Here is a 26,239-nt window from a genome sequence, read left to right as displayed (position 1 = left end):
TTCATCCTAACACACTCGCACTCTACATACGTTTGTAAAGTGTGTCTTAATATTAGGCTCAATCTAGCAAACAACTGCTAAACAGTACTGGTGAGTGCTCCGATTTATTCTTTATCGGTCTTGATGGGCAATTGCTTGATAAAGTCATTTAAAGACATTGGACAGCCCCATAAATAGCCCTGAAACTCGGTACAACCATTACTTTTAAAAGCACTAAACTGTTCAGCCGTTTCTATTCCTTCTACCAACACGCGAAGGTTTAAATCTAGGCCAATTTTAATTATACCCGTCACTAATTTATTGCTGCGTTTATCATCTAAAGCTGCCTGTACAAAGCTGCGATCAATTTTAATTTGTTTAATGGGCATTTTTTGTAAATAGCTTAACGATGAATACCCTGTACCAAAGTCATCAAGTGAAAGCTGAATACCATGCTTAGACAAGAAGTGCATTTTTTCAATCATGCTCGCACAATTATTTAAAGCAATATTTTCAGTAATTTCTAATATAAGCCGAGATGGATTGAAGTCATACCGCTGAACCAGACTAATCACAGTGTGCTCAAAGTTAGATTGCATAAAATGATCAGCACTAATATTGATTGAAAGCGTAAGATCTTTGGTCTCTTCTTTTTTACTCCAGTCCTGTAAAACTTGGCAGGCTTCGGCCAATACCCACTCTCCGATCTCTGGCATTAACCCAAAAGTTGCTGCTGCCGGAATAAACTCTTTTGTTGGAATATACCCTAAAACCGGATGATGCCATCTTAACAAGGCTTCCGCACCAATCAGCTTTTCTGACGAATTAACTTGGGGCTGATAAAAAAGCTCAAATTGTTGCTTAGTGAGTGCCAAACGTAGATTGTGCTCCATACTGCTTTCTATTTGTATTTCTAATTGCATGGTATAAATTGAAATACAAATCATAAGAGTAGCGACACAAGTGGCTATCCACCCACCATGATCACGAATATCTTCTGATAAAGGTATGGCACTATCGAGAGTAAAAGAGCTGCCACTAAAAAATATAAAGCAGCTAATCGACAGTAAAATTAAAACAATTTGTAAGAAGCTTGGCTCTCTACGGTAATTCAAATACCCCAATATCGCTCCGGCAGGTAAAAACAAATGGGCCACTCGAGGGCGATCAGGCGTAGCGACATCGAAAAATAAGCAAAAGACAACTGGAAAAACCAGTAGAACCGCTTGTGATAAAAGTATCCCTGCCGAAATACGGTTTATATAAATAAGAAAAAAGCTAAATATGGAAATTAGTGTGAAACATATATCCATATAAACAATCACCCACATTTGGGCAAATGCAAAATATATAGTCCAAAACAAGCAAAAAATAATACAAATAAAGATATTTGCTTTGGCTGCAATTGTAAGCTGCTGGTCCTTTAGGGAGCGGTAATTTTTCTTGTGTTTTTTAAAGTAAGACGAAGTTATCATAAATAAACCAACCGTAAATATTTCTTTAAAGGACCCCAGCCAGCTTGGTCATTGATACTCCATTTCAATATTTACCAATAAAACGTAATCGTTTCTCCCATTGTGATTTGTACTTATTATTTTGAGATCAAGTTTCAACCATCTTAATGGTATAGCCCGATTAGGTCACTTGAACGATACTGCTTTTTAAACACTCTATAATTTTAAAGTATCATGACTTAACGATACATGCCTATGACTCTCAGGTACAGCCTTTAAGTGCAGAAAAATTAGTGAATTACAATTTTTGCGTTAAATATTTTTATTATTTAGATTCATCAATAGGACCATTTAAAATAATGCACATGTGTGCTTAATTATGCTGCTAATGACCAAGTTGTGAGCTTTGTTATTCTTAGGTTGGAGCTAAAAGCTAAAGAACCCATGAGATACCCATCTCATATTTTTTGATCGGGTTATCTCATGTTTACCAGAAATATTTATTTTTAATAATATAGAAGTCTCAGTTTATACCTTATTACGTTTATAAGAAAAATAAGAGCAACCTGCACACGATGCCATAATAATTGTTATGCCTAGAACCTGAAAACTATTTAATCGTTCATCTAAAATCAGCCATCCAGCCAAAGCGCTGACTGCGGGTGACGCACTTAGTAAAATCCCAAAAACTCGAGGATGCAGTTTTTTCATGGCAATCATATCTAATATAAATGGAATAGCACTTGCTAGCATCGCCATAAGTAAACATGTAAAAAGAATCTTATAACTATCAAAAATATGGATAATGTGAGATGCACCTAAAGGTGTTGCAAATAAAGCCGCTATAAACATTCCAGTCGCAACAGAGCTACCACCACCTTGTGCAACTTTTGAGCCATAAATCACATACAGCCCCCAACCCACTGCGGCTAATAAAGCATACGTCATGCCAATAAAACTAAAGTTATTATTGGCATTGCCCATAGGTAGAAGAAGCAAACCAATAATTGATAATCCTCCCCAAAAATAATCTAATTTATTTTTAGACATTAAAATAGCAACCGTAAGTGGTCCTAACACTTCGATGGAAATCGCAATCCCAACAGACATGTAAGAAAATGCTTTATAAACCAAAGTATTCATTAAAGTGAGGATTGATCCATAAATAATTAGATTTTTCCAATTGGTCTGTTTATTCCACTGCCGCCATGGTTTAAAGACTACCCATAAGAAACAGGCCGATAAGGCAAGTCGAGTTAAGGTGACCCCTTCAGCAGTAAGAATCGGAAAAAGGACTTTTGCTATTGCTGCGCCGATCTGTACAGAAACTAAAGATAAAAATGCGGCTGCAAATGCCATACCTTGTTTGGAGTTTGTCTCAATCATCATCTTTACTATTGAGGGGAATGATTGAAATTTTAATTCTCTATAATCAATATATTTCTTCTATTTTTCACGGTAAAACGATTAAATAACTCTATATTTAACATTTAATGAGAGATTTACTCATGTCAGAGATTTCTTTAGATAATTTTGATTATGCGATCTTAAGAATATTGCAAAAAGACAATAAAACTTCCCATCGAGAAATTTCTGAAAAAATCGGTCTATCCGCTGCATCTGTACAAAGGCGTATAACTCGGATGGAAGAAAAGGAAATTATTTTAAAAAATTGCGCTATCTTAAATCCCCTCAAATTTGGTGAAAAAATTACTTCCATTATTGAGGTCCGCCTTAGCGAAGATCGTTCAGTAGTTATGGACAGAGCGAAGCTATACTTTGCTTCTGTTGAAGAAATTCAACAGTGCTACTTCGTGAATGGAGGAGTCTCATTTATAATTATCATGCTGAGCAATAACTTATCTCATTTTGAAAGTTTAGTTAGAAAACATTTCGCTGATAATGAAGACGTAAAAACTTATAGAACACTCATTGTTTTAGATCGCGTAAAAGTAAACTTTGAGTTGAATATTTAAATTTTTCAATCCTTGGCTTAAAAGACCCAATTGCTCTATTTTTATGTCTTGCTAAATTCAACCTCTATTTCAATGCTTGATCACTTTTTTTCGTTAACTCAAATTTGTTACCATTGCACCACTGGAATGGTCTGAAGTCACTTTATACTAGGGATGCTGATTCTAAAGTTCATCCAGTTGTTGTACTTTTCTTGAATTACATTCATTTTTTAAAGACTTGAAATTGGTTAATAAACCAAAAGTAGATTTTTCGTTTTTTAAGGGTTTATTACGCATGAATAGCGCTGAAATCATGGCTGATCTCTCCAACCACACTCCAATGATGCAGCAATATCTCAAAGTCAAAAAAGACTATCAACATGCGTTGCTGTTTTATCGTATGGGCGACTTTTATGAACTGTTCTTTGAAGACGCGCATTTAGCAGCCAAACTTTTAGGAATTACCTTAACCCATCGGGGTAAAGCAAATGGCAACCCGATTCCAATGGCAGGTGTTCCCTACCATTCAGCCGAAGGTTATTTGGCGCGTTTAGTAAAAGCCGGCCGAACTGTAGCTATTTGTGAGCAAGTCGGCGAAGTTACTGGCAAAGGCCCGGTTGAGCGCAAAGTTGTTCGTATTCTTACACCGGGTACTTTAACTGACGACGCACTACTTACAAGTTATCAGTCCTCTAACCTTGTTGCGCTATGTATCCATCAAAACCAGATCGGTTTTGCTTTACTCGACTTAAGTGCGGGTATTTTTAAAGTTCAACAACAAGACTACAAACCGGAACAACTTCCAATTGAACTGGCTCGCCTCATGCCAAGTGAAATTTTGATTGATGAAGATCTGGTTGACCCGAATATTATCGAACAAATTAAAAAGCATTTAGATTGCCCTGTAACCAAGCGCCCAAATGTCGATTTTAATTTAAACAATGCGCAAAAAACCTTATGTGACCAGTTCTCTGTATCAACACTCTCTGGTTTCGGACTAGACCCGTTACCTTTGGCTAAAGCCGCCGCGGCAGCACTTATTCACTATGCCAAAGAAACTCAAAAAACGGCTTTACCTCATATCCGTTCAATTCTTTTAGAACAAAGTTCTGACTTTATTGCGCTCGACCCAATCACGCGCCGTAACTTAGAAATTATTGAACCTTTGTTTGAGCATGGAACTTCTTTATTTCAGCTTGTGAACGATTGCCAAACCGCAATGGGTGGACGTTTACTTAGCCGAACACTCATGCAACCTGTCCGTGATACAGCATTACTTGATGCACGTTTAGATGCGATTGAGCAATTGATTCAAGGCTACCATGAAAGCCCAGTTCGTATGGTGCTTAAAGAAATTGGGGATATTGAACGTGTTCTTAGTCGTGTGGCGCTGGGTAGTGCCCGACCACGTGATTTAGTTCAACTTCGTCATGCTTGCGCGCAAATTCCATTTTTAAGAAATGCTTTAGCACCTGTTGTACAAGCAAAGAAATCTAAGTTATTAGGACAGCTCGATCAGGAATTGGGTGACTTTAAAGCACTTCATCAACATTTAATGGCTGCGATTGTTGAAAATCCGCCTGTATTACTTCGTGATGGCAATGTAATTGCAGAAGGCTATGATGCTGAACTTGATGAATTACGTCAAATTCGTGATCATGCAGGTCAATTCCTCATTGATTTAGAAATAAAAGAGCGTGAACGTACTGGTATTAGCACCTTAAAAATCGGTTATAACCGTGTGAGTGGTTACTACATTGAGCTGACTCGTGCTCAAGCCGAGCAAGCCCCAGCCGACTATATCCGCCGTCAAACCTTAAAGAATGCTGAGCGCTACATTACGCCTGAACTAAAAAGTTTTGAAGATAAAGTTTTATCCAGTGAGTCGCGTGCATTAGCTCGTGAAAAAGCGTTATTTGAAGCTTTACTTGAAAACCTTCGTGAAAATATTGCTCACCTACAAATGATGAGCTCAGCAATCGCGCAAATTGATGTAATTGCAAACTTTGCTCATCAAGCGCGTTTAAACAACTGGGCACGCCCTGAATTTACACCAGAAACAGGTATTAAGATTCAAGGTGGCCGCCATCCTGTAGTTGAAGCGTTAAGTAAAGCACCATTTACACCAAATGATACTTTCCTTGATGTGCAGCACCGTATGGCAATTATTACCGGTCCAAACATGGGTGGTAAGTCTACCTTTATGCGCCAAACAGCATTAATTAGTTTGCTTGCTTACTGCGGTAGTTACGTTCCGGCACGAGCTGCCAAACTTGGCCCAATCGACCGTATTTTTACCCGTATTGGCTCAGCCGATGACTTATCGACAGGCAAATCGACCTTTATGGTTGAGATGACTGAAACTTCACAAATCTTGCACCATGCGACGAATCAATCGCTTGTGTTAATGGATGAAGTTGGTCGCGGAACCAGTACCTACGATGGTCTTTCTTTAGCGTGGGCTTGTGTAGTTGATTTAACCAAACGCGTTAAATGTCTTTGCTTGTTTGCGACTCACTATTTCGAATTAACAGAGTTGGGTAGCGAACCTGGTATTGATAACTACCATGTCACTGCTCAAGAGTTAAACGGTAATCTCATTTTATTGCATAAAGTCCAACAAGGACCAGCAAGCCAAAGTCATGGTTTACAGGTTGCAAAATTAGCCGGTATTCCAGCTAATGTGATTAAAGAAGCTCAGAAGCGTTTACGTATTTTAGAGAAGCAACAACAGCAGCACTTACAAATTAGTGTTCAAAGTGATTTGTTTGCAACTTTAGATTCAGAAGTTACCCCAAGCACTCAAGTCATAGAGAAAGTGATAGAAGTTGAAGCCTCTTCACCTGCCCTCGATTTACTTAAGCAAATCGAAGTAGACAACCTGACTCCTCGTCAGGCACTTGAACAGCTTTATGAGCTAAAAGCAGCGCTTAATTCATAATCACTCATTGAGCAAACATGTGTATAGGCATGTTTGCTCTTACTTTAAGGAGAATAAAATTTCTATTTTCTTAAGGCCACTACAATACACAGAGATCGATTTAATTTGGCAACAGATTAATCATCGTGAACTGATTACCCAACTCTACTTACAAAAGCAAGAACACTTAGAATTAACAGATTGTTTTTATGATGTTAAACATTGGGATGCTTATCATTTAGAAAATGATCCGCCCAAATTAAAAGAACTCTATGAACAAGGGGCTTTATTTATCGGTGCTTTTGATGCGTCTGAACAGTTGGCTGGCATTAGTGTAGTCTCGAATCAGACTATTACTGATTATCCCGATGCAAAATTACTGCAATATTTTTACGTCGATGCCGATCAACAAGGCAAAGGTATTGGTGCAAAGCTGATGCAAGCGGCAAAAGAATCGGCCAAGCAATTGGAAGCCCATCAACTTTATATTTCAGCCACTCCAAGTAAGCGTACAGTAGATTTCTATATAAAGCATGGCGCGGTCGTATTAAAGCACCCAGATCGTCAATTATGGGAACTTGAACCAGAAGACATCCATTTACTTTGTACACTTTAAGCTCATTACTTGACGATTTTTTTTGTATATCAATTCAGCATAGAGGCAAAATTTAAAAGTAAATGTTGTAGTTGAGGTGTCTGCCTAAACAGATACCTTGACCCAAATGACATTAAAACTCATGACAAAAAAATTATTTAAACTATTGTTTTATAAAACTTATTATTATCCTGATTTTATAATTTAGCTCTTATTTAAGCTGAAACATTCTTTTGAATATCAATGTATTAACTTATCTTCATATGTATAAATAAACAATATCAATAAAAGCAATTGTTTGTTTACCCCTTTTTTGCCTAAAATAAGCTATTCGAAATGAAACCATATTTTTTAGGTAGCTGTCGCCATGACCTTTGTTGTCACTGAAAATTGTATTAAATGTAAATACCAAGATTGCGTAGAAGTTTGTCCTGTAGACTGTTTTTACGAAGGTCCGAATTTCCTAGTGATTAATCCGGATGAATGTATTGACTGTGCATTGTGTGAACCAGAATGCCCTGCAAATGCAATTTTCTCTGAAGATGAGCTACCAGAAGGTCAAGAAGTATTTATTGAATTAAATGCTGAACTTTCTCAAAAGTGGCCTAACATTACTCAAATTGGTGAACAACCTGCTGACCGCGAGGAATGGAACGGCAAACCAGATAAGTTACAGTATCTAGAAAAATAATTTCAAAAAGATCAGCAACCGCTGATCTTTTTTATACCCTATTCAAACATTTCATTGCAAATTCCTCGTAATTTGTGCACTGTTTTGCATTAAAATAGGCGCAATATTTATAAGCTTTTGATTTTTCTTATGCGGAAGTTTTTGCAGAGCATGCTGCCCCTATGCATAATCCCTGCGATTATGGTGGGTTGCGCCAGCTCTCCTCAACACACAACAACAGGCAAAACCTCTCCAAGCGGTAAGCGCATCTTTATTCCTCAAGAGCGCGTTATTATCGAACGTCCAATTCCACCTAAAGTTGAACCTGCTTCCTATCGCGCTTGGTTAAATACAGGCGATCATTATGAACGTGTACGCGAATATGAAAAATTTCTGGCGCGTCATGATGTGGCAGGTATCGTACCAAGTTTTGAATTATTAAGATCCGCTCGTGATTGGCAGAAGTGTGGCCGTTCAGAATATGCGGTACCTAACCGTGAACTTTGGAATAATTCTTTATCGACCTTACGTGTCTTTAAATATCTTATTGCCGCAAAAGTTTTAACCGACTTTGAGGTAACTTCAGTTTACCGAGACTTACCTTTAAATGAATGTGCAGGCGGCGCAAGTTCTTCTAAGCATTTATTTAACTCTGCCATCGATTTCCGTATTGGGCCAGAAGTTCCACAGCCACAAGACTATGCGTTTATTGAAAATACGAAGTTTAAATTGTGTCAGTTCTGGGCTCAGCACGGCCAAAGTTTAAATTTAGGTATTGGATTATATAGTTCAGGACAAATCCATATTGATACTCAAGGCTATCGTACTTGGGGACCTGACTTAACCCGCAATACATCAATGTGTAATTTCTAAAATATAAATCCCCTTATGCGCTTCAGTTTAAGGGGATTTGCTCATTCTATAATCAACCAAAATTTCTTGAATCGAAGATTTTTGCACTCTAGTCATAAACGTTTAAAATACGCCTATCAACATACAGGTAAATTTGACTATGCAGCAGATGTGGACAGACATTGACGAATATATCGATTCACATTTAATTCCCGAAGATCCTCGACTCGACTTTGCATTAAAAAATACCGACGAACACGGCTTTTCAAATCATCTTGCAGTTGCTCCAAATCAAGGAATGTTCTTGCAAATGCTCATTCAGATGAATAAATGCAAGCGTGTTTTAGAAATTGGGACCTTTGCTGCCTACAGTACAATCTGGTTAGGACGTGCACTGCCTGAAGATGGCTATTTGCTTACCATTGAAGGTCGTGATACTCATGCAGAAATGGCTCAAAAGAATATCGATCATGCCAACCTGCCTGTAAAAGTTGAGCTTAAATTAGGCCGTGCTGCCGATGTACTTTCCGCAATTGACCCTCAATCGATTGAGCCTTTTGATTTTATCTTTATCGATGCCGATAAACAGGGCTATCCGGAATATTTAGAACTCAGTCTCAAATTTTCAAAATCTGGCACTATTATTGTGCTAGATAATGTCATTCGTGCCGGTGATATTTTGAATCCTGAAAACAAAAAACCAAGTATTGAAGGCATTCGTGAAACCTTTAAAGCCCTAGAAAATCATCCGCAAATTTTGTCTTGCACAGCTTTACAAACGGTTGGCTCAAAAGGTCATGATGGTTTTGCAATTGCAATTGTGAAATAATGGTTAAAAAATCATCTTTTTCATTTTATTATTTATAATCAATAAATTACTTTTATTACCCCTGCTTTTCCATATAGTTATCCACAAGATTTGCGGATAACTATATGCAAATCTCATCATTTAGCCACAAGTAATGGTACAGTCGCGTTACGGAAAATCGTGGTTGCAATACTTCCCAAGAAGAACTGATGTATTTTGCTATGGCTAAATGCGCCGAGCACAATAATTTGAATGCCGTGTTCTTGTTGGTACTCTAGAATATTTTGCGCCACATCGCCGTATCTATAAACGGTCACTACATCTAGTCCCGCTTGTTTCAAGTAATGCTCTGGTTCATTCAATATTTCAGGATGGTCACCGACATAAACTAAATGGCACTGTAAAGTCCGTAATAAGTCACTTTGCGCAATACGGCGCATCATCTTTTGACATGTCGGAGAGTATTCATAAGCAAAAATAAAACGTGTCGGTACTTTGAAGTTTTCACCAATGGTCAAAACCGTACAATTTGCACCACGGATAAAGTTTTCAACATTGCTACCAATCGGTTTATGTTTTTCGGCGGCTCTTTCACCTACGCGACCTAAAATCACGATATCATTTTCATGTAAGAGATTAAAACTTTGCTCTAGAAAATCCCCTTTTTCCTGAATTTTTGAGCAAGTAATTCCGTGTTTTTCTTTAATTAAGTCAGAAATATGTCTGAGTAAATTATTGCTGTAATCTAAAGCGAGTTCACTTTGTTTTTGCTCTAATTCAGCTAACTCTTTAAGCAACATTGCATTGCTTTCAAAGCCGATTACACCACTAATTTCACCAAGGTGATAACTTGCTGGGTAGTAATCTAGAATTTGTAATAATACAAGCTCTCGTCCAGTTGCTTTCGCAACCCAAGCCGCTGCATCTGCAATAGCATTAATACAAGGTGATGAGTCAATACACGCAATAACACGGTTCATTTTTGCCTCTCTTCTTCAGGTCTATTTGCCTTGGAGATTTTTCTATAACTTAGCTTTAACTTAACATAGATAAAAATCCGTATGTTAAGGTTTATGTATTAAAATCCACTTTTTTGTTTAAAGATCAAACATTTTATTACATTCTTGAGACTGCATTATTCTCTTAAACGGATAAATTTTGCTGGGTTTCCTCCCACAATATGGTACGGCTCCACATCTTTTGTCACCATACTATTCATGCCAACTACAGCATGTTTTCCAATTTTAATCCCGTCTTTAATCCCCACATGCGCACCTAACCAAACATCTTTTTCAATTTCGATACCCTGTGAGCGAACCGGCTGTTGGTAAAGTGGACGGTCGAGTTGCATGCCATGATCAAATGCATAGAGATGACAATAAGCAGCAATACGAACTTGATCATGCAGTTTTATGCCTGCTCGACCACCATCTAAAATACAGTGGTGGTTAATTGCAACCTCATTACCAATCTCAAGCGGTCCATGCAAACTACAATCTGCCGCAATAAAACAATTATCACCAATCTTAATTTTCCGGCCCGGCTCGGCAAAAATATGGGCTAACGGTGAAATAAAACAGTTCTCCCCGATCTCGACCGTTTCCATATCCATTAAATAAGCCTGATATTCTTTTTGCCATTCTTCCGCCCAAACACGGTGTTTGGGTTTCAATGTCCAATATAGCCATGGCATATAATTTAAACGGTGTTTATGCTGCTCGCGGTACTTGAGTAAAGAATCAGTCATCAGTCAATTCCTCCTCAACTTTTAATTCTTCGCGACCACGAGTTACATCTTGCAGTTTTAGAGCGAGTGGTTCAATTTGGTGAACCTGTAGCCTCGCTTCAATATCGACACCTGTTGCAGTATAACTTTCCTGATATTCAATTTGCTGCTGTGTCAGCTCATACTGAAAGATGGCCCATTCATTAAAATGACAAGAAAAATGAATCGTTTTCTTGGCAATCAGTTCAATACGTTCAGCTAACAATAATGATTGTCCGGCACAACCACCATATGCCCGAACAAGCCCACCAGTTCCCAGTTTTATACCGCCATACCAGCGATTCACCATGACAATAATATTAGTCAGGTCATTTCCTTCAATAGTTGCCAGAATTGGGCGTCCCGCTGTACCAGATGGTTCCCCATCATCATTAAAGCGAACGTTATGCCCAATTTTCCATGCCCAACATTGATGTGTGGTCGAGATATCTTTATTTAATTCTAAAAACTCTTTCACTTGCTGTTCATTTTCTACTGGCGCAGCAATCGCCTGAAATCTACTTTTTTTAATTTCTTCTTCAAAAGTAACGGGTGATGCAATCGTAAAAGCCATAAATGAAATAAAGCATAATAAAAATCAAATTATAACGTGAATTTAATAGAAGCAAACCTATAAAAAAGCCCCGAATTTCGGGGCTTTTTTCTTATCTTTCTCTTAATGCTTCTTTGGCTTTATTAAATGGTTTAAGTAAATAATCCAGTACAGTCTTCTCACCCGTACGAATATCTACAGTTGCCACCATACCCGGTGTAATACCGAATGCTTTACCTTCTTTATTGTAAAGCTTGTCGGAGTCAGTTCGGATATAAACACGATAATAGAATTGATCCTGTTTCACTTCATCGCGAATGGTATCTGGAGAAATAACCGTAACCTTACCTTTTAAACCACCATAAATTGAGTAGTCATAGGCCGTGATCTTAACCAAAGCTTCTTGACCAGGACGAATGAATGCAATGTCACGGGGCAAAATACGGGCTTCAATTAATAACTGTTCATCAATTGGAACGATGGTCATTAACTTACCGTTTTGTGGAATCACACCGCCATGCGTTGTCACTGTAATTTCTTTTACCACACCGCGCACAGGAGCTTTAAATACGGCACGTTGTAAACTGTCATTACGGCCCATGACCACTTGTTGTTGAGTTTGCGTGTCAGTATTTGCTTTAGATAACTCTTCACGTGCTTTAACGTAGTATTGGTTACGTGCATCGTTCATCTTGTTTTGCAAATCATTTGCTTCACGGCGTAAGCGTAAAACCTCAACCTCACTAGCCGCACCTTTAGCAACCAAAGGCTCTGTCATGGCCAATTCTTGCTGAACCAGTTGTAAAGCCTGTCTTAATCCTGAAAGTGTTTGTTCAAGATCGGCTCTACGTGATTCATACAAAGCAGTCTCTTCATGAACAAGCTTCGGATCTTGTGCAACTATTTCAGGGAAAACCAGTGGTGTACCGTTCACTTCCGCACGTAAACGTGCTGCTGTGGCTTGAGCTGCAATTAATAAAGATCTCGACTCGCCCACATTTGAAGCAAAACGGGTTGGGTCAAGCTGAGCAAGAATTTGCCCTTTTTGGACAATATCGCCTTCTTGTACATTTAGCTTAGTTAAAATACCGCCCTCTAAAGACTGGATGACCTGTTCTTTAGATGATGGGATAACCTTACCTGTACCGGTCGAAACTTCTTCAAGCTTAAAAAACCATGCCCAGATAAAGAAAATAACCAAACCAATGCCCACAATCCAGATGACTAAACTGGCACGTGGTAATGGTGGTTCACTATAAGATACATTCATTGAACGGGTAAGTTCTTGTTGTTGTTCGCTCATGAATTGCCCCCTTGGCTCACTTGTTTTTGTTGGGCTGTAGATTGATTAAGTACCTGATCTCGTGGTCCATCCATCACGATTTTGCCTTCATTGACAACAATAATACGGTCCACCAGTTCAAGAACAGCTCGGCGGTGGGTCGCCACAACCAACGTTCGGTGTGCTAACCATCCTTTGAGATGATCAATTAATTGTTTCTCTGCAACATCATCAATGGCTGCTGTCGGCTCATCAAGCAATAAAATATTCGGTTGACGAATCAATAAACGCGCCAGCAATAAAGCTTGCTTTTGACCACCAGAGAAACCAACGCCTCCTTCTAAAACCAAGTAATCCAAGCCTTCTTTTTTCTCTTGAACAAAAGATAAAGCACCTGTTACCACCAATGCACGAAGAATGTCTTCATCTGTTGCAAGCGGTGCACCTAAAGTCAGGTTTTCACGGATTGTTCCGTAGAATAAATGTGCATTCTGGTTGAGTAACCCCATATCTCGGCGCACATCTGATGGATCAATTAAGGAAAGATCGAGTCCATCTAAATGCACAGCTCCCTGAGTTGGAACCTGCATACCGGATAAAAGCTGAAGCAATGTCGACTTACCAGCACCATTACGACCCAAAATCGCAATTTTTTCTCCGGCGCGAATTTTTAAATGGCGAATTGCAAGACTTGGTCTCGGATCTTCTTCTCCATATTGGAACAAGATATTTTTTAATTCATAGTCGCCATTTAAAACAGCTTTGTGTACCAGATGTGAACGGTCGGCCTGATCAATCGGACGTTGCATAAGCTCATCTAAACTTTGCTTAGCAACTTTTGCCTGTTGTAAACGACCTAATACGCCCGTAATCTGGGCAATTGGCCCTAACATACGCGAAGATAAAATTGAACATGCGACTAACGCACCTGTGGTCATTTCACCGTCCATTACCGCAAAACAGCCCACTAACACCACAATGGCATAAGTTAAACCCTGAACCATTTGGGTCCAAGCCATTAAGGTACCCACAATTTTACGCTGTCTCATACCAATGTCGGCTGAGACTTCATTCATATGGTTCCATTGGTTTTGGAAACGTGATTCAGCACGTAAGAGCTTAATGTCTTCAATACCTTGTACCGCTTCTACCAAAATTGCGTTACGAATTGAAGATTCTCTCATGCCTTCTTGTGCCAGTTGAGCCAGCTTCTTCTGTACCAAAATACCCGGCAAGATCATAAGCGGCACAACAAGTAGCATTACCCAGAACAGTTTTCCACCAATAATGGCAAAAATTACTAAAAACAGGAAAAAGAACGGAAAATCGGCAATCGCACTAATTGTAGTTGAGGTGACCAGTTCACGAACGCCTTCGAGTTCACGAATCTGGGAAATAAAACTACCTGTAGATTTTGAGCGATCTTTATTTTTAATTCTTAAGGCATGGCCAAATACACGATCCGACACACTTAAATCAGCACGTTTACCAATAATATCGGATAAATATACTCGTGAAACACGTAAGGTAAACTCAAAAAGAGCGGCAATCAGTACACCACCCGCCAAAACCCATAAAGTGGGAATTGACTGGGATGGAACCACGCGGTCATACACTTGCATCGAGAAAATAATGGTTGCCAGTGCCAACACATTGGCAATCAGCGAGGCAAACATAATATCAACGTAGCGTTTCCAGTCTCTTAAAACGATTGACCAGAACCAGTTGGCTTCATAAGGTTTGATATATTCGTCAATACGTGCATCTGGAATAGACGTTTCAGGACGCAAGATATAGACATTTTTAAGTGTAGTTTTTAAAGCGTCTAAAGATAAACTTTGTGAAAGGCCCTGATCTCCACTGAACTGGATACTCACATTTCCTTGTGTATCGGCCTTATCGATTACACCGACTTGGCCATCATTAAACTCCACCATGACAGGTAAACGCCATGGGTTGAGTAAGTCTAAGGAAAATGGTGCCTTACGAAGATTCAGACCGACTTGACGTGTCATTAACTGCAAGACGTTATCTAAATTCTGATTTTGGTTCCAATCAAGTTGTAAACGAATTCTTTCTTCTGAAGGCTCTATTCGATAATGTTTAGCAATAGTTAAGACCGCCTGTAGCCAAGGCTGGTAATTTATTTTTGTCATCATGGTTGTACTTCGAACCCCTGAATTGAAATATTATTTAAGCCATAGGCTTGGCGGGAACGTCCTGTTGCTTCAATGTACTGAACAATGCTGCTATAAATGTCATAACGTGCTGATTCGAGTTCTGAGTTGGCACTATGAATAGCTTGTTCAGCATTTAATAAATCGACCAATGAACGCGTACCGAGCTTGTATTGCTCTTGATAGAGCTCACGTGTACGAACCGTTGTTGCTTGGCGACTTGCCAAAACCTGCATTTGACGCTGTTTATTTTCAATCTGTTCGCGACTTGTTCTAATTTGGTCCAGAACATCCATATACACCGAATTCACTTTGGCTTTTGCAGCTTCTTCGGCATAACTTGCCATTTTTACTTGTGAAGCGGTAGCACCACCTTGGTAAAACTGACTGGTTGCTTCAAGCATGACTGAACTATATAAACCGTCATCTTTGTCGTTATTCGGGTTTTTACCATTAATCGCCTGACTTACCGAACCTTTCACAGCCAAGGTCGGATATCGGGTTAAACGGGTTTGTTGTTTTTGAGCTTTTGCAACCTCAACACCTGCCTGCGCGGCAATCATTTTTGGAATAGTATTAAACTCAGGTTCACCATAAAGATCAGATTGCTTCACGAGATCATCGGAAATAATCCATCCGGTATGACTAACATCTGCACCTAATAAGGTTCTTAAATGCTGTTGGTATTGACGTAATAATGATTGCTGAGCAATCAAAGCAGACTGCGCTGCCTGTAAGTATGACTGCGCCTGAATTGGGTCGGCTTGACTCGCGACACCAGCGTTTGCACGCAGGTTAGCAATTTCCTGAATACGTCGAATACCGGCGATTTGCTGCTCAGCAATTTTATTAAGCTGTAGATAACGCTGAATATTCACAATGGTCTGTGCAACGTCCAAAGCTAGAGTATCAACACTAACCAAAACATTGGCTTGTTCGACCTGAACTTTCGCTTCTTCAACATCAACACCTGATTTGACTTTACCGAAGTCATAAAGCATTTGAGTAGCACTTAAGGTTAATAACTGCCGACCTCGTTCTCCACTGCTTAAATCACCAGTCGTAATCCCTCCTGAAAGCTGGGGATAGTAACCGGCTTTAGCAACGTCAACTCCTGAATTTTGACCTGCTAAAGTTGCAATAGATTGTGAAATATCGGGGCTACGCTGAATGGCAATTTTTACCGCATCTTGCAATGTCATCGTTCTAGATGGCAAGTTAGAAAAAGATGAAGCTCGATTATCATTAAGTTGAACAGTAGGAAATTCCTGCACAATAGAACGGTCTAGCTTAAAATTACTAAGCTTGTGCATTTTGGCAACTTTAAAGTCATCACTACTTTTAGGGACAAAAAGTTGTGACAAGTTCTCTTTCAGGGTGTGGTATTGCTCACTTGGCTTAGCAGCGTATATCACGACAGGTACATGTAGTGTACTTAAAAGCATAAGCCCTTTCAGGAAAGCCTGCTTTCTACATATCCCTCTTACTCTTCTTTGGTTATATCCAATCATGCTTATCTTGTTGATCTTGTTTGTTATCGTTTAAAAGCTTCTACATTCTACATAGTTTTTCACCTAAAGCAGCATAATTGATGGAATAAATCACACATTATTTTTTCATTAAATGATTGATATATGTATTTGTTTTTATTTATAAAATACTAAAAAATAAAAAAAGAGGCCTTGACCTCTTTTTAACCAAACAGATTAATGCCTTTAATTAAACTGTGAAATCATCACCTAAATAGACTTTACGTACCTGTTCATTGTCTAAAATTTCTTGTGGTGTGCCTTCGGCAATTACCGAGCCTTCACTTACAATATAAGCACGTTCACAAATTGCTAAAGTTTCACGAACATTGTGATCGGTAATGAGGACACCAATACCTCGATCCTTTAAGGTCTGGATAATATCTTTAATATCGCCCACTGAAATTGGGTCAACACCCGCGAACGGCTCATCCAAAAGCATAAATTTCGGATCTGCGGCCAAAGCACGTGCAATTTCTGCACGACGACGTTCACCACCAGATACACTCATTCCTAATGAATCTTTAATATGACTAATTTTAAAGTCATTTAATAACTCAGTAAGGCGCTGCTGACGTTGCTGTTTATTCAAATCTTTACGCGTCTCTAAGATCGACATAATATTTTCAGCAATCGTCAATTTTCTAAAGATAGAAGCTTCTTGAGGTAAATAACCAATACCCTTACGTGCACGTTCATGCATCGCTAGGTCTGACATATCCAAGTCATCAAGATGAATCTCACCTTTATCCATGCGCACTAGTCCAACCACCATATAGAAACTGGTGGTTTTTCCAGCGCCGTTAGGACCAAGCAAACCAACAATCTGTCCACTTTGCATACTAAAAGAGACGTCTTTGACAACCCAACGCTTACTATAGTTTTTTGCTAAGTGTTTAATACACAAAGTTTGCGGTTGTTGAAGAGCTTGCTGCATTAGTCACGCGCTCCTGGGAAACTTTTTGAACTTGAAGGTGGAATAATGATTTGTACACGGTTTGAAGAAGAACCTTGAGCTTCAACATCACCCTTATTCATACTATATTTCAGGGTGTTACCGCGAATACTTGAACCATCTTGGTATAAATATGCACCGCCAGACAAGGTAATAATGCCTGTATCTGCATTATAAACAATCGTTTGTCCTTCACCGCGTGCAATACCTTTATCAGCACTTATTTGTTGCTGAAACTTAGACGGTCTACCTTTAGCAGTGATCGTTTGAATTTCACGTTTAGAGTTTAGCGTAGCAACAATTGAGTCAGCCTGAAGCTTCATGGTGCCCTGCTCAATCACGACATTACCCGTATAAGTCGTCAAACCGGTTTTCTCATTATAAGTTGCACGGTCTGCCACTAATGAAATTTGTTGATTACGGTCAGACGGCAAAGCAAAAGTCGAAGCAGATGATAAAGCAACGAATGTAATTACCGCAGCTTGTTTTAGGAAAGCTGAAGAACGTTTTAAATTAAGACTTTGGTGCATACTTTCCTCGAATATTAAAAAATTCGTACTGACCATTATTCAAATTGGCTTTTAGTCCTTTGCTCACAAACTCGCCTTGTGGAGACTGAACTGTCACTTGATGATTAGTTTCAATGTCTCTAGTTTTTGGATAACCAGTTAATTCATCGGTTTGAAACTCAATGGTTCCTTGCGGTGCCAACTTAGTGGCTACCACGTCACCCGATAACACAACCTTTTGATTATCATCATATCCATAAGCTTGTTTAGCAAAGAATGTTGCATCAACTTTACCTAATTTATACATAGTGGCATTGAGTTGATCCAACTTTGACGTTTTTTGTTGCATATCCTGTTCAAGCTGACGAACTTCAGCACGAATATACAAATTGCCTTTGTCATCAGTTTGAGTCAAATGGACGCCCTGCGCCGAATAAGTCATATTCTTCGCCGAACCAATGTCCAGTTTTTTTGCCTTGCCACTATAGTAGTAGTAACCACCACTCACAGCAGCAACCACTACAGCAACAATATATAAAACTCTGGTATCCATGAGCAGGAATAGCCTACCTTTTTAAGTAATCTTGTTATTAATGCGGTACTGCAAGATATTTTTCAAGAAGTTCTTGGTAAATGCCTTTTGCGATCAGCAACATATCACAAACTTCACGCACAGCTCCACGGCCACCCATCGCCTGTGTTACCAAATCCGCACGACGGCGCACTTCTTCATGCCCGTTTGGAACAGTAACACTCATTCCGGCAATGGCAAATGCTGAAAGATCCGGCCAATCATCACCCATATATAAGCAATCTGAAGGCAGGATATTAAACTGTGCACACGCTTCACGTAGCGCCGAGCCTTTATCTTCACGGCCTTGGAAAACCAGATCGACACCTAAATCGGACATGCGTTTTTCAACGATATTACTTTTTCGTCCAGTAATAATGATGACTTTCATACCCGCTTGTTGCGCAAGTTTCATACCCAAACCATCACGAATGTCGAATGATTTAATTTCATCGCCCGTGTTGGTTAATGTCACAAAGCCATCACTTAAAATACCATCAACATCCAGAACCAATGCCTGCAAATGACGTGCTTGTTCTAACAATGCATACGATGCCATTGATTAATTCACCCCTGCCTGAATAAGGTCATGCATACTAATTACACCAATCACTTTGTTCTGGTCATCGACTACCACAAACTGACTGATTTTTTTCTGGTTAAGTTGTTGTAAAGCTTCTACAGCTCGTGCTTCTTGAGAGATCGTTGACGGTTTCTTTGTCATCACTTCAGACACAGGTAAATTTACATCAAACCCTTGTTGTTTATCGATGAGACGACGTAAATCCCCATCTGTAAAAATACCGAGTAGATGGTCTTGTTCATCAACAATTGTTGTCAAACCTAAACGCTTATTTGAGATCTCGTAAAGCACTTGATTCATTGGTGTATTAGGTGAAACTTTTGGTAATTCGTCGCCTGTATGCATTAAATGTTTTACATGTAACAGTAAACGCTTACCCAACGCACCTGCCGGATGCGAACGAGCAAAGTCATCAGCAGTAAAACCACGAGCTTCAAGTAAAGCAACTGCTAAAGCATCGCCTAAAACCAAAGTCGCTGTCGTACTTGAAGTAGGCGCCAAGCCTAAAGGGCATGCTTCGTCAGACTCACCTAGAGTTAAAGCAATATCTGCATTTTGCGGCATTGGGCCTTTATCATCACGACTAATCGTAATAAGAGGTACACCAAGATGCTTAATGAGTGGCATTAACATCATGATTTCATCGCTTTTTCCCGAGTTGGAAATTGCAATAAGTACATCGCCACGAACCAGCATTCCTAAATCACCATGCCCTGCTTCGCCAGGATGCATAAAGAAAGACGGCGTACCTGTCGAAGCAAATGTCGCTGCCATTTTTCGGCCAATATGCCCAGATTTACCCATACCCGTGATCACAACACGACCTTTGCATTGTAATAATATTTCACAAGCACGATTAAAACGGTCATCAATTTGTGTTGCTAATACATCTATGGCTTGTTGCTCAATGCGCAATGTCGCTAATGCACTGCTTTGGAAATCTGTAGGATTAGGCATACGAGTTTGACTCAAAATAATTGATCTGATCTCTGGTTGAGATCGGTGATTTTAATCAAAAGATTTGGGGGCATTCTAGCATAACTCAATCAGTTACACGTTTTTAAATGTATAAGATTTCACAAGCTTATAAAATTCATGCATAAAACTTTGTTAAAAATGATGCATCAGTTATGATGTAACACTGTTTTTGTTGAGTGTTTGAAAACCCTTATGCAACCGTTTGTTTTATATAACTCTGAGCAACGAAAAAAAGTTGAATTTGTACCTCGCAAAGAAGGTCACATCGATATGTACGTCTGCGGTATGACCGTTTACGACTACTGTCATATCGGGCATGCTCGAGTTATGGTTGCATTTGACTACATTATCCGTTTTTTGCGTAGTCAAGGCTGGAAAGTCCGCTACATTCGCAACATTACCGATATTGATGACAAAATCATCAAACGTGCGAATGAGAATGGTGAAACAATCCAACAGCTCACCACGCGTTTCATCGACGCCATGAATGAAGATGCAGCGAACTTAGGCTGTTTAGCACCAGATGAAGCACCTAAAGCGACTGAATATATTGACCAGATGCAAAACATGATTGGCAATCTGGTGAATAAAGGCGCTGCTTACCCTGCTTCAAACGGTGATGTTTATTTTGAAGTCACCAAATTTGAAAAATATGGTCGTCTCTCTGGCCGTAAGCTTGATGATATGCAAGCAGGCGCAAGTGAGCGTGTCGATGTAGAAGTTGAAAAGAAACATCCTTTTGACTTTGTGCTTTGGAAACATGCAAAAGAAAATGAACCATCTTGGGCATCCCCTTGGGGCAATGGCCGTCCGGGTTGGCACATTGAATGTTCTGCAATGTCGACTTGCTGCCTAGGCAATCACTTTGACATTCATGGTGGCGGTTCAGATTTAATGTTCCCGCACCATGAAAATGAAATTGCGCAAAGTGAAGCTTCGACTGGTGAGCAATATGTAAACTACTGGATGCATGTTGGCTTTATTAACGTTGATGGTGAAAAGATGTCTAAGTCTTTAGGCAACTTCTTTACGATTCGTGACGTAATGGAGAAATTCCACCCTGAAGTGATCCGCTACTTTATTGTGTCTTCACACTATCGTAGCCCTGTGAACTTCTCTGATGTAGCACTTAAAGAGGCAAAAACTTCTTTAACTCGTTTCTATCATTCATTTAAAGCTTATCAACAAGTGTACGGTCAAACGACAACTGAAACGCTTGATCAAAGCTTTATTGAACGCTTTAACAATGCAATGTGTGACGATTTCAATACTGCCGAAGCAATGGCTGTATTGTTTGAACTGAACAAAGAGTTAAACCGTGCTGTAAAAGAAGAGCAAGCTGACCAAGCGACTGTGCTTTATTCGACATTACGTCACCTCACTAACATTTTAGGTTTGGTACAACACAATGTAGACGATTTCTTAAAATCAGATATTGGACAAGATGCGCTTGCTTTGTCTGATGCGGAAATTGAAGACTTCATTCAACAACGTGTTGATGCGAAAAAAGCAAAAGACTTTGCTAAAGCAGATAGCATTCGTCAGTCTTTACTTGAGCAAGGCGTAGTTCTTGAAGACACTCGTCAAGGTACAGTTTGGCGTCGTGCTGATTAAACGTTCAATTAGATCACAAGAGTGTTGACACTTTAATGAAACACTCTATAATGTGCTCACATTGCGGGAATAGCTCAGTTGGTAGAGCATAACCTTGCCAAGGTTGGGGTCGCGAGTTCGAGTCTCGTTTCCCGCTCCAAGATTTTATGTATTAAAATCAATAGGCTGCATAACTTTAACGAGTTATGTGGCCTGTTTTTTATTGTCGATCGGTCAGCTTTGACTACTCAAAATAGTCAAAATTCGCATTAAAAAACGCTTTATATTTCCATTGCAGTACCATGAAATTTGGAGTGTTATTATGCAAAAGCTGGTTAAGCGCGGAGACGCGTGGCGCATCACTGTCCGTTATTTAGGTAAACATTATACAGCTACTCGAGATACTGCGAGTGAGTGTGAACAATGGGCCGCTAAAAAATTATTAGAATTACAATCTTAACAGGCTAATCCTGAGTCTGAAAAATCCATATCCCCTTCTATGCCCTTTTTGAACAGTACTATCAAGAAGAAGGCAGAAAAATGAAGAGTGCCCGCTTAATTGTTCAAATACTTAAATGCCTAAAGAAAAAAGAATAATGAAAATATAATTAATATTTTATGATTAAACCCATCATTAAGTTTTTATTGATATTGAAATTAAAAATTAGCTTAAAAGTATATTATCGCAAAGTCTCCCCCATTGAGGAGACTTTCTAAGTATTAAATGACTTAAGGATGAATTTTTTTCAATCCATCTTCTACAGCAAATTTAGCTTCCTCCCACTGCAAACGTGAACTGCCTTTAACTTGTTCCCATTTAGTTTTCAATTTAGATTCAACCTCGGAAAAATTAATTTCTGCATTATTAGGTACACGATTTTCATAACCTAAACGATAAGCCGCCCGATAATCACGATCATATTCTAGATTCTTGTCTTCAGTATAATATGGCATTTTTTTATAGTTTTCTCGCCAATAATTATCTTCTTCTTGCCAGTAATTACTATCATCTTTTTGATTATTTGTTTGAGCTATATCATTACCTGCTATTGCCCCTACCACACCACCAATAATCCCCCCAACAACAGCACCTGGAGGGCCACCAACAACACCAAATGCAGCACCTACCGCCGCTCCTCCCAAGGTTCCTGCACCTGTAGCAACCAAATTCTCTCCCCCTTCATTCATATCGGTATTAGTCGGTGGAGAGTTTAAATCTGGACGAGCATTATCAATTGTGGATGAAATGTCTTGTAATGGTTTGCTATTTGATACATTACCATTAGAAGATGGCTCTTTTTGAGTCGTATGATTACCATCTAAATTTGATTGTTTTATATTTACCATTTTCTTACTCCCTATATTTTAAAATCTAGTGTCTTTCAAAAGAGCTAGAATATTAAAAGAACTTTTGAAATATGCTTGACAATTATTATTATAATTCACCTTTAGGTTAGTTATGTTTTATAAATACCCCTATTAAGTAAGGAGATGTTATTAATTAAAGAAATTATTTCTCATCAATAAAAATTCTTATTCAAATAGACATCACAATTATATCATCCTTTACCCCATAATCATTATATTTCACCAGATTAAACATTACCCATAACATTCTAGTTTTACACTACCCTGCAGGAAATTATGATTTTATGTATATGCAATTTAAAAAGCCTAGTTAATTAATACTAGGCTTTTTAAATGTATTTTTAAAAGATAATAATTATATATTATTTCATATTTTTAAATATATCTTCAGCTGCTTTTAAGTGTTTCGCAACAGCATCACGTGTTTGTACGAGCATATTTTTTAATTCAGAACTTTTCGTGTTTGGTATTAACTGCTTATCAATTATCGTCAAAACTTTACGGTGAACTTCAACTTGACTCATCATATAATTTTTATCAGTATCTGATGTTATTTGATTAAGCTTACTAACAATTTTATCACTATCATTTTGCAATGATTTACTAAGATTACTGGTTTGTGAAATCAACTGTAACCGACTTGCCAACGCTTGTGCATTTTTTTCATTGGCTGAATGTTCTTTAATCATCATTTCAGCATATTTCTTAGCTTCATCCATTTTTAATTTTGGCAATGCAGTTTTTGCCTGCTTAATTTCACCATTATTAGCTGTACTTAATATCTTGAAAATTTGACTATCAGTCAAATTTTCATGGTTTTCATTTAATATTTTAGAGTGATTCTTCCCATCATTTATAGTTTGTTGATTCGCTGCCATAATCTCACATGCACTGAAACTTAAAACACCACTAATTGCGATACAGCTAATAATTTTCTTCGTTAAAATAGCTTTCATACCAATATCCTTTAACTTAATTCATGAGTATTTCTACCTATGGGTAGCTTTTTCACACTTCCAATCTATATCCCTACTTGTAAATTCAAGGTTGGGGTTATTTATTCATTATTTCAATCAACCATATTTATACCGCTCGTTGATATTCTTCGCAAAGGGTAAATAGCTTATTTAAAGTAGATGATATAAATTTAATAATAAATCATGCACCTGTATCCAATCTTATTAATGTAAATATGAAATATATATAATTTTAAAAAACATTAACTTAAAAACAATTTTTATTTTTTATTTTTACGAAAATAACAATAAAGCTCGTTATATTAACTTATAGATACTAAAGCTAAAATTAAATATATTTAAAGAAAATTTAAACCAATTTAACTTATTCGCCCATCTATAAAAAAGCGTTCTCCTAAAGACTTTAATTCATACACTGCACACAAACAGTGTCATGCACTTTTGTAGATATCGTATGAGCTGTGCAACCTGAAAGTAGCATACACAGCGAAATCAAAACCTTCATAGTGAAACGCGGTTAGCTGATCCAACCATAAAAGAATTGCTCTTGGGTAGGATTTCGTTCACAGATTTCAATGTAACGTTGGCCTTGCATGATATTAAGAACTCGAACTAATACCTTCTCTCCTTCTTTACCGCGCTTAGCCAGTGTTAGTGAAGAGGTAAGTAAGAAATAAAGTTCTATCTTCCAACCTAAGCTAGCCATTTTCCCCTAACACTCACATATTTTTAGCTAATTCTTTTGCCAAACATTGTTCATGCCAAGTGGTTTGAAAATTCTCGACAGCTTTTGACTTAATGAGAGGGTCTTCAAATAGCTTTGAAGAATATGCAGATTTGATAAGCTCGAGCCTGTAAATTATTTTGTGTAAGTTCCATTTTTTATAAATGATCTTTTAATCGATCATCGAACTGAATCGTAAACCAATTCATTGCTAAACGCCAATTTTGAATTGGCATCGTCCATTTCTTCGCAGCATTTGATGTTGCTAAGTAAATGACCTTCTTTACTGAGTCATCAGATGAAAAGATTTTCCTTTTCTTCGTTGAATGGCGTATTACGCTATTCAACGACTCAATCGCATTTGTTGTATAAATTGCATGACGTATTTCGGCTGGATAGCTAAAGATCGTTCGGATATTTTCCCAATTGGCCCGCCAGGATTCTCCAATTTTGGGATACTGGTGATTCCATTGATCACAGAAGATGTCTAGGGATTTTAAAGCATTTTCCTCTGTACTTGCCTGATAAATCGCTTTCAGACCCGACGTAACAGCTTTGTAGTCTTTCCAGCTTACAAATCTCAGGCTATTGCGTACAACATGCACGATACACAGTTGAATATCAGTATGAGGGTAAACAGAGGCTATCGCGTCAGGGAAGCCTTTTAATCCATCTACACAGGCAACAAGAATGTCCTGTACTCCTCGATTTTTTAGCTCTGTCATGACTGACAGCCAGAATTTGGCACCTTCTGTCTGAGCAATCCACATACCCAGTAATTCTTTTTGCCCATCCATATTGATGCCTAAAGCAAGGTATACGGACTTGTTAATCACATTGGAGTGCTGACGGACTTTGACAACAATACAGTCAAGATAGACAACAGGATAAAGGCTATCTAAGGCTCTATTTTGCCACTCAGTCACTTGCTCAATCACAGCATCGGTAACTTTGCTGATGAGAGATGCTGACACATCGGCATCGTACATTTCTTTGAAGAAGGCTACAATTTCCCTATTAGTCATTCCTTTTGCATACAGTGAGAGGATTTGGTCATCCATACTGGTGATGCGTGTTTGGTGCTTTTTGATAATTTGTGGCTCAAATGAACCTTCTCGATCACGGGGAATATCTAAAGCCAGTTGTCCATCTTGAGTTGTAATGGTTTTAGAACTAAACCCATTACGGCTATTTGAGCCTTTCTTGGGCTGATGCTTTTCATAACCGAGATGGTCTGAAAGTTCAGTATTGAGTGCAGTTTCAATCATGAATTTTTTAAAGACTGCTGTCATTTGGTTTAAGTCTTCTGGTGTTTTTAGACCTTTAGCCAATTCGGCAGCCATACTTTTGATTGTTGCTTCATCCATGTGAAGTACCTTTTGTAATTATCCTCTGAAGGATAAATGAAAATTAAGTACTTACACAAAATTTAGAACAGTCCC

General features: G+C 38.5%; 24 protein-coding genes, 1 tRNA gene and 1 pseudogene. 9 read left to right on the top strand and 17 right to left on the bottom strand.

Annotated elements, in window-relative coordinates; genetic code table 11:
* Nucleotides 1-104: 104 nt before the first annotated feature.
* The gene (locus MKL62_RS01815) at nt 105-1,454 is read right to left on the bottom strand and encodes an EAL domain-containing protein (protein ID WP_079270566.1); all 1,350 of its coding nucleotides are present in this window, start codon (nt 1,452-1,454) and stop codon (nt 105-107) included.
* Between the two features lie 507 nt (nt 1,455-1,961).
* Nucleotides 1,962-2,822 carry an EamA family transporter gene (locus tag MKL62_RS01810; protein ID WP_000972450.1) on the bottom strand — a complete coding sequence of 287 codons (861 nt, stop codon included), beginning with the start codon at nt 2,820-2,822 and terminating at the stop codon, nt 1,962-1,964.
* A 119-nt stretch (nt 2,823-2,941) separates the two neighbouring features.
* On the opposite strand from MKL62_RS01810, the gene MKL62_RS01805 reads away from it, so the two are divergent.
* From MKL62_RS01805 to MKL62_RS01780, 6 genes are all read left to right on the top strand, one after another.
* Nucleotides 2,942-3,409, top strand: a complete 468-nt coding sequence (locus MKL62_RS01805; protein WP_001290075.1) for an Lrp/AsnC family transcriptional regulator — start codon at nt 2,942-2,944, stop codon at nt 3,407-3,409.
* 274 nt (nt 3,410-3,683) lie between these two features.
* Nucleotides 3,684-6,329 (top strand): DNA mismatch repair protein MutS, encoded by a 2,646-nt coding sequence (gene mutS, locus MKL62_RS01800; protein ID WP_005129030.1) that lies wholly within the window; start codon nt 3,684-3,686, stop codon nt 6,327-6,329.
* Nucleotides 6,330-6,393: 64 nt separating this feature from the next.
* Nucleotides 6,394-6,924, top strand: coding sequence for a GNAT family N-acetyltransferase (locus tag MKL62_RS01795; RefSeq protein ID WP_109850664.1), 531 nt, complete (start codon nt 6,394-6,396; stop codon nt 6,922-6,924).
* Between the two features lie 346 nt (nt 6,925-7,270).
* Entirely contained in the window at nt 7,271-7,594 is a 324-nt protein-coding gene (fdxA, locus tag MKL62_RS01790) for a ferredoxin FdxA (RefSeq protein ID WP_000144889.1), read from the top strand.
* Between the two features lie 129 nt (nt 7,595-7,723).
* Nucleotides 7,724-8,446: a D-Ala-D-Ala carboxypeptidase family metallohydrolase gene (locus tag MKL62_RS01785; RefSeq protein WP_001986294.1), complete on the top strand. Its 723-nt coding sequence runs from the start codon at nt 7,724-7,726 to the stop codon at nt 8,444-8,446.
* Between the two features lie 139 nt (nt 8,447-8,585).
* On the top strand, nt 8,586-9,254 hold the full coding sequence (locus MKL62_RS01780) for an O-methyltransferase (RefSeq protein WP_001186837.1): 669 nt from the start codon (nt 8,586-8,588) through the stop codon (nt 9,252-9,254).
* Between the two features lie 116 nt (nt 9,255-9,370).
* On the opposite strand, the gene MKL62_RS01775 is transcribed toward MKL62_RS01780, so the two are convergent.
* The 11 genes from MKL62_RS01775 to MKL62_RS01725 all read right to left on the bottom strand — a co-directional run bounded on the left by MKL62_RS01775 (nt 9,371) and on the right by MKL62_RS01725 (nt 20,114).
* Nucleotides 9,371-10,213: a universal stress protein gene (locus tag MKL62_RS01775; RefSeq protein WP_001082436.1), complete on the bottom strand. Its 843-nt coding sequence runs from the start codon at nt 10,211-10,213 to the stop codon at nt 9,371-9,373.
* A 155-nt stretch (nt 10,214-10,368) separates the two neighbouring features.
* Nucleotides 10,369-10,980 (bottom strand): chloramphenicol acetyltransferase CAT, encoded by a 612-nt coding sequence (locus MKL62_RS01770; RefSeq protein WP_000132356.1) that lies wholly within the window; start codon nt 10,978-10,980, stop codon nt 10,369-10,371.
* The gene (locus MKL62_RS01765; RefSeq protein ID WP_005129033.1) at nt 10,973-11,572 is read right to left on the bottom strand and encodes an IMPACT family protein; all 600 of its coding nucleotides are present in this window, start codon (nt 11,570-11,572) and stop codon (nt 10,973-10,975) included. The genes MKL62_RS01770 and MKL62_RS01765 overlap by 8 nt, the downstream gene beginning before the upstream one ends.
* A gap of 91 nt (nt 11,573-11,663) precedes the next feature.
* The gene (locus MKL62_RS01760) at nt 11,664-12,854 is read right to left on the bottom strand and encodes an HlyD family type I secretion periplasmic adaptor subunit (protein ID WP_000003555.1); all 1,191 of its coding nucleotides are present in this window, start codon (nt 12,852-12,854) and stop codon (nt 11,664-11,666) included.
* Complete coding sequence (locus MKL62_RS01755; protein WP_005129036.1) at nt 12,851-14,992, bottom strand: type I secretion system permease/ATPase; 2,142 nt, start codon at nt 14,990-14,992, stop codon at nt 12,851-12,853. The genes MKL62_RS01760 and MKL62_RS01755 overlap by 4 nt, the downstream gene beginning before the upstream one ends.
* The gene (locus MKL62_RS01750; protein WP_000927323.1) at nt 14,989-16,455 is read right to left on the bottom strand and encodes a TolC family protein; all 1,467 of its coding nucleotides are present in this window, start codon (nt 16,453-16,455) and stop codon (nt 14,989-14,991) included. The genes MKL62_RS01755 and MKL62_RS01750 overlap by 4 nt, the downstream gene beginning before the upstream one ends.
* A 274-nt stretch (nt 16,456-16,729) precedes the next feature.
* A complete protein-coding gene (gene lptB, locus MKL62_RS01745; RefSeq protein WP_001183458.1) occupies nt 16,730-17,476 on the bottom strand; it encodes an LPS export ABC transporter ATP-binding protein in 747 nt (248 codons plus the stop codon).
* Nucleotides 17,476-18,024: a lipopolysaccharide transport periplasmic protein LptA gene (gene lptA, locus MKL62_RS01740; protein WP_000554244.1), complete on the bottom strand. Its 549-nt coding sequence runs from the start codon at nt 18,022-18,024 to the stop codon at nt 17,476-17,478. The genes lptB and lptA overlap by 1 nt, the downstream gene beginning before the upstream one ends.
* Nucleotides 18,008-18,556 carry an LPS export ABC transporter periplasmic protein LptC gene (lptC, locus tag MKL62_RS01735; protein WP_000381220.1) on the bottom strand — a complete coding sequence of 183 codons (549 nt, stop codon included), beginning with the start codon at nt 18,554-18,556 and terminating at the stop codon, nt 18,008-18,010. The genes lptA and lptC overlap by 17 nt, the downstream gene beginning before the upstream one ends.
* Nucleotides 18,557-18,593: 37 nt before the next feature.
* Complete coding sequence (locus MKL62_RS01730) at nt 18,594-19,133, bottom strand: KdsC family phosphatase (RefSeq protein ID WP_000179337.1); 540 nt, start codon at nt 19,131-19,133, stop codon at nt 18,594-18,596.
* A gap of 3 nt (nt 19,134-19,136) precedes the next feature.
* Nucleotides 19,137-20,114: a KpsF/GutQ family sugar-phosphate isomerase gene (locus tag MKL62_RS01725; protein WP_001133555.1), complete on the bottom strand. Its 978-nt coding sequence runs from the start codon at nt 20,112-20,114 to the stop codon at nt 19,137-19,139.
* 213 nt (nt 20,115-20,327) lie between these two features.
* Between MKL62_RS01725 and cysS the strand changes: the two genes are divergently transcribed.
* From cysS to MKL62_RS01710, 3 genes are all read left to right on the top strand, one after another.
* Complete coding sequence (gene cysS / locus MKL62_RS01720; protein WP_001182279.1) at nt 20,328-21,749, top strand: cysteine--tRNA ligase; 1,422 nt, start codon at nt 20,328-20,330, stop codon at nt 21,747-21,749.
* 63 nt (nt 21,750-21,812) lie between these two features.
* Nucleotides 21,813-21,888, top strand: a tRNA-Gly gene (locus MKL62_RS01715).
* Between the two features lie 162 nt (nt 21,889-22,050).
* On the top strand, nt 22,051-22,188 hold the full coding sequence (locus tag MKL62_RS01710) for a hypothetical protein (protein WP_001170989.1): 138 nt from the start codon (nt 22,051-22,053) through the stop codon (nt 22,186-22,188).
* A 269-nt stretch (nt 22,189-22,457) separates the two neighbouring features.
* Here the strand turns inward: MKL62_RS01710 and MKL62_RS01705 are convergent, their stop codons facing one another.
* From MKL62_RS01705 to MKL62_RS01690, 4 genes and pseudogenes are all read right to left on the bottom strand, one after another.
* A complete protein-coding gene (locus MKL62_RS01705) occupies nt 22,458-23,075 on the bottom strand; it encodes a hypothetical protein (RefSeq protein WP_005129039.1) in 618 nt (205 codons plus the stop codon).
* Between the two features lie 383 nt (nt 23,076-23,458).
* Complete coding sequence (locus MKL62_RS01700; protein ID WP_005129041.1) at nt 23,459-24,052, bottom strand: DUF4142 domain-containing protein; 594 nt, start codon at nt 24,050-24,052, stop codon at nt 23,459-23,461.
* A 538-nt stretch (nt 24,053-24,590) separates the two neighbouring features.
* Nucleotides 24,591-24,722, bottom strand: a pseudogene (locus MKL62_RS01695) (putative peptidoglycan-binding domain-containing protein); the annotation flags it as partial.
* Between the two features lie 233 nt (nt 24,723-24,955).
* A complete protein-coding gene (locus tag MKL62_RS01690; protein ID WP_000343018.1) occupies nt 24,956-26,164 on the bottom strand; it encodes an IS256-like element ISAba26 family transposase in 1,209 nt (402 codons plus the stop codon).
* Nucleotides 26,165-26,239: the final 75 nt, after the last annotated feature.

The sequence above is a fragment of the Acinetobacter sp. AOR01_HL genome (assembly GCF_027855455.1).
Taxonomy (GTDB): domain Bacteria; phylum Pseudomonadota; class Gammaproteobacteria; order Pseudomonadales; family Moraxellaceae; genus Acinetobacter; species Acinetobacter baumannii.
Note: the sequence above shows the minus strand (reverse complement) of the source record. Positions and strands in the feature narration are given on the sequence as shown.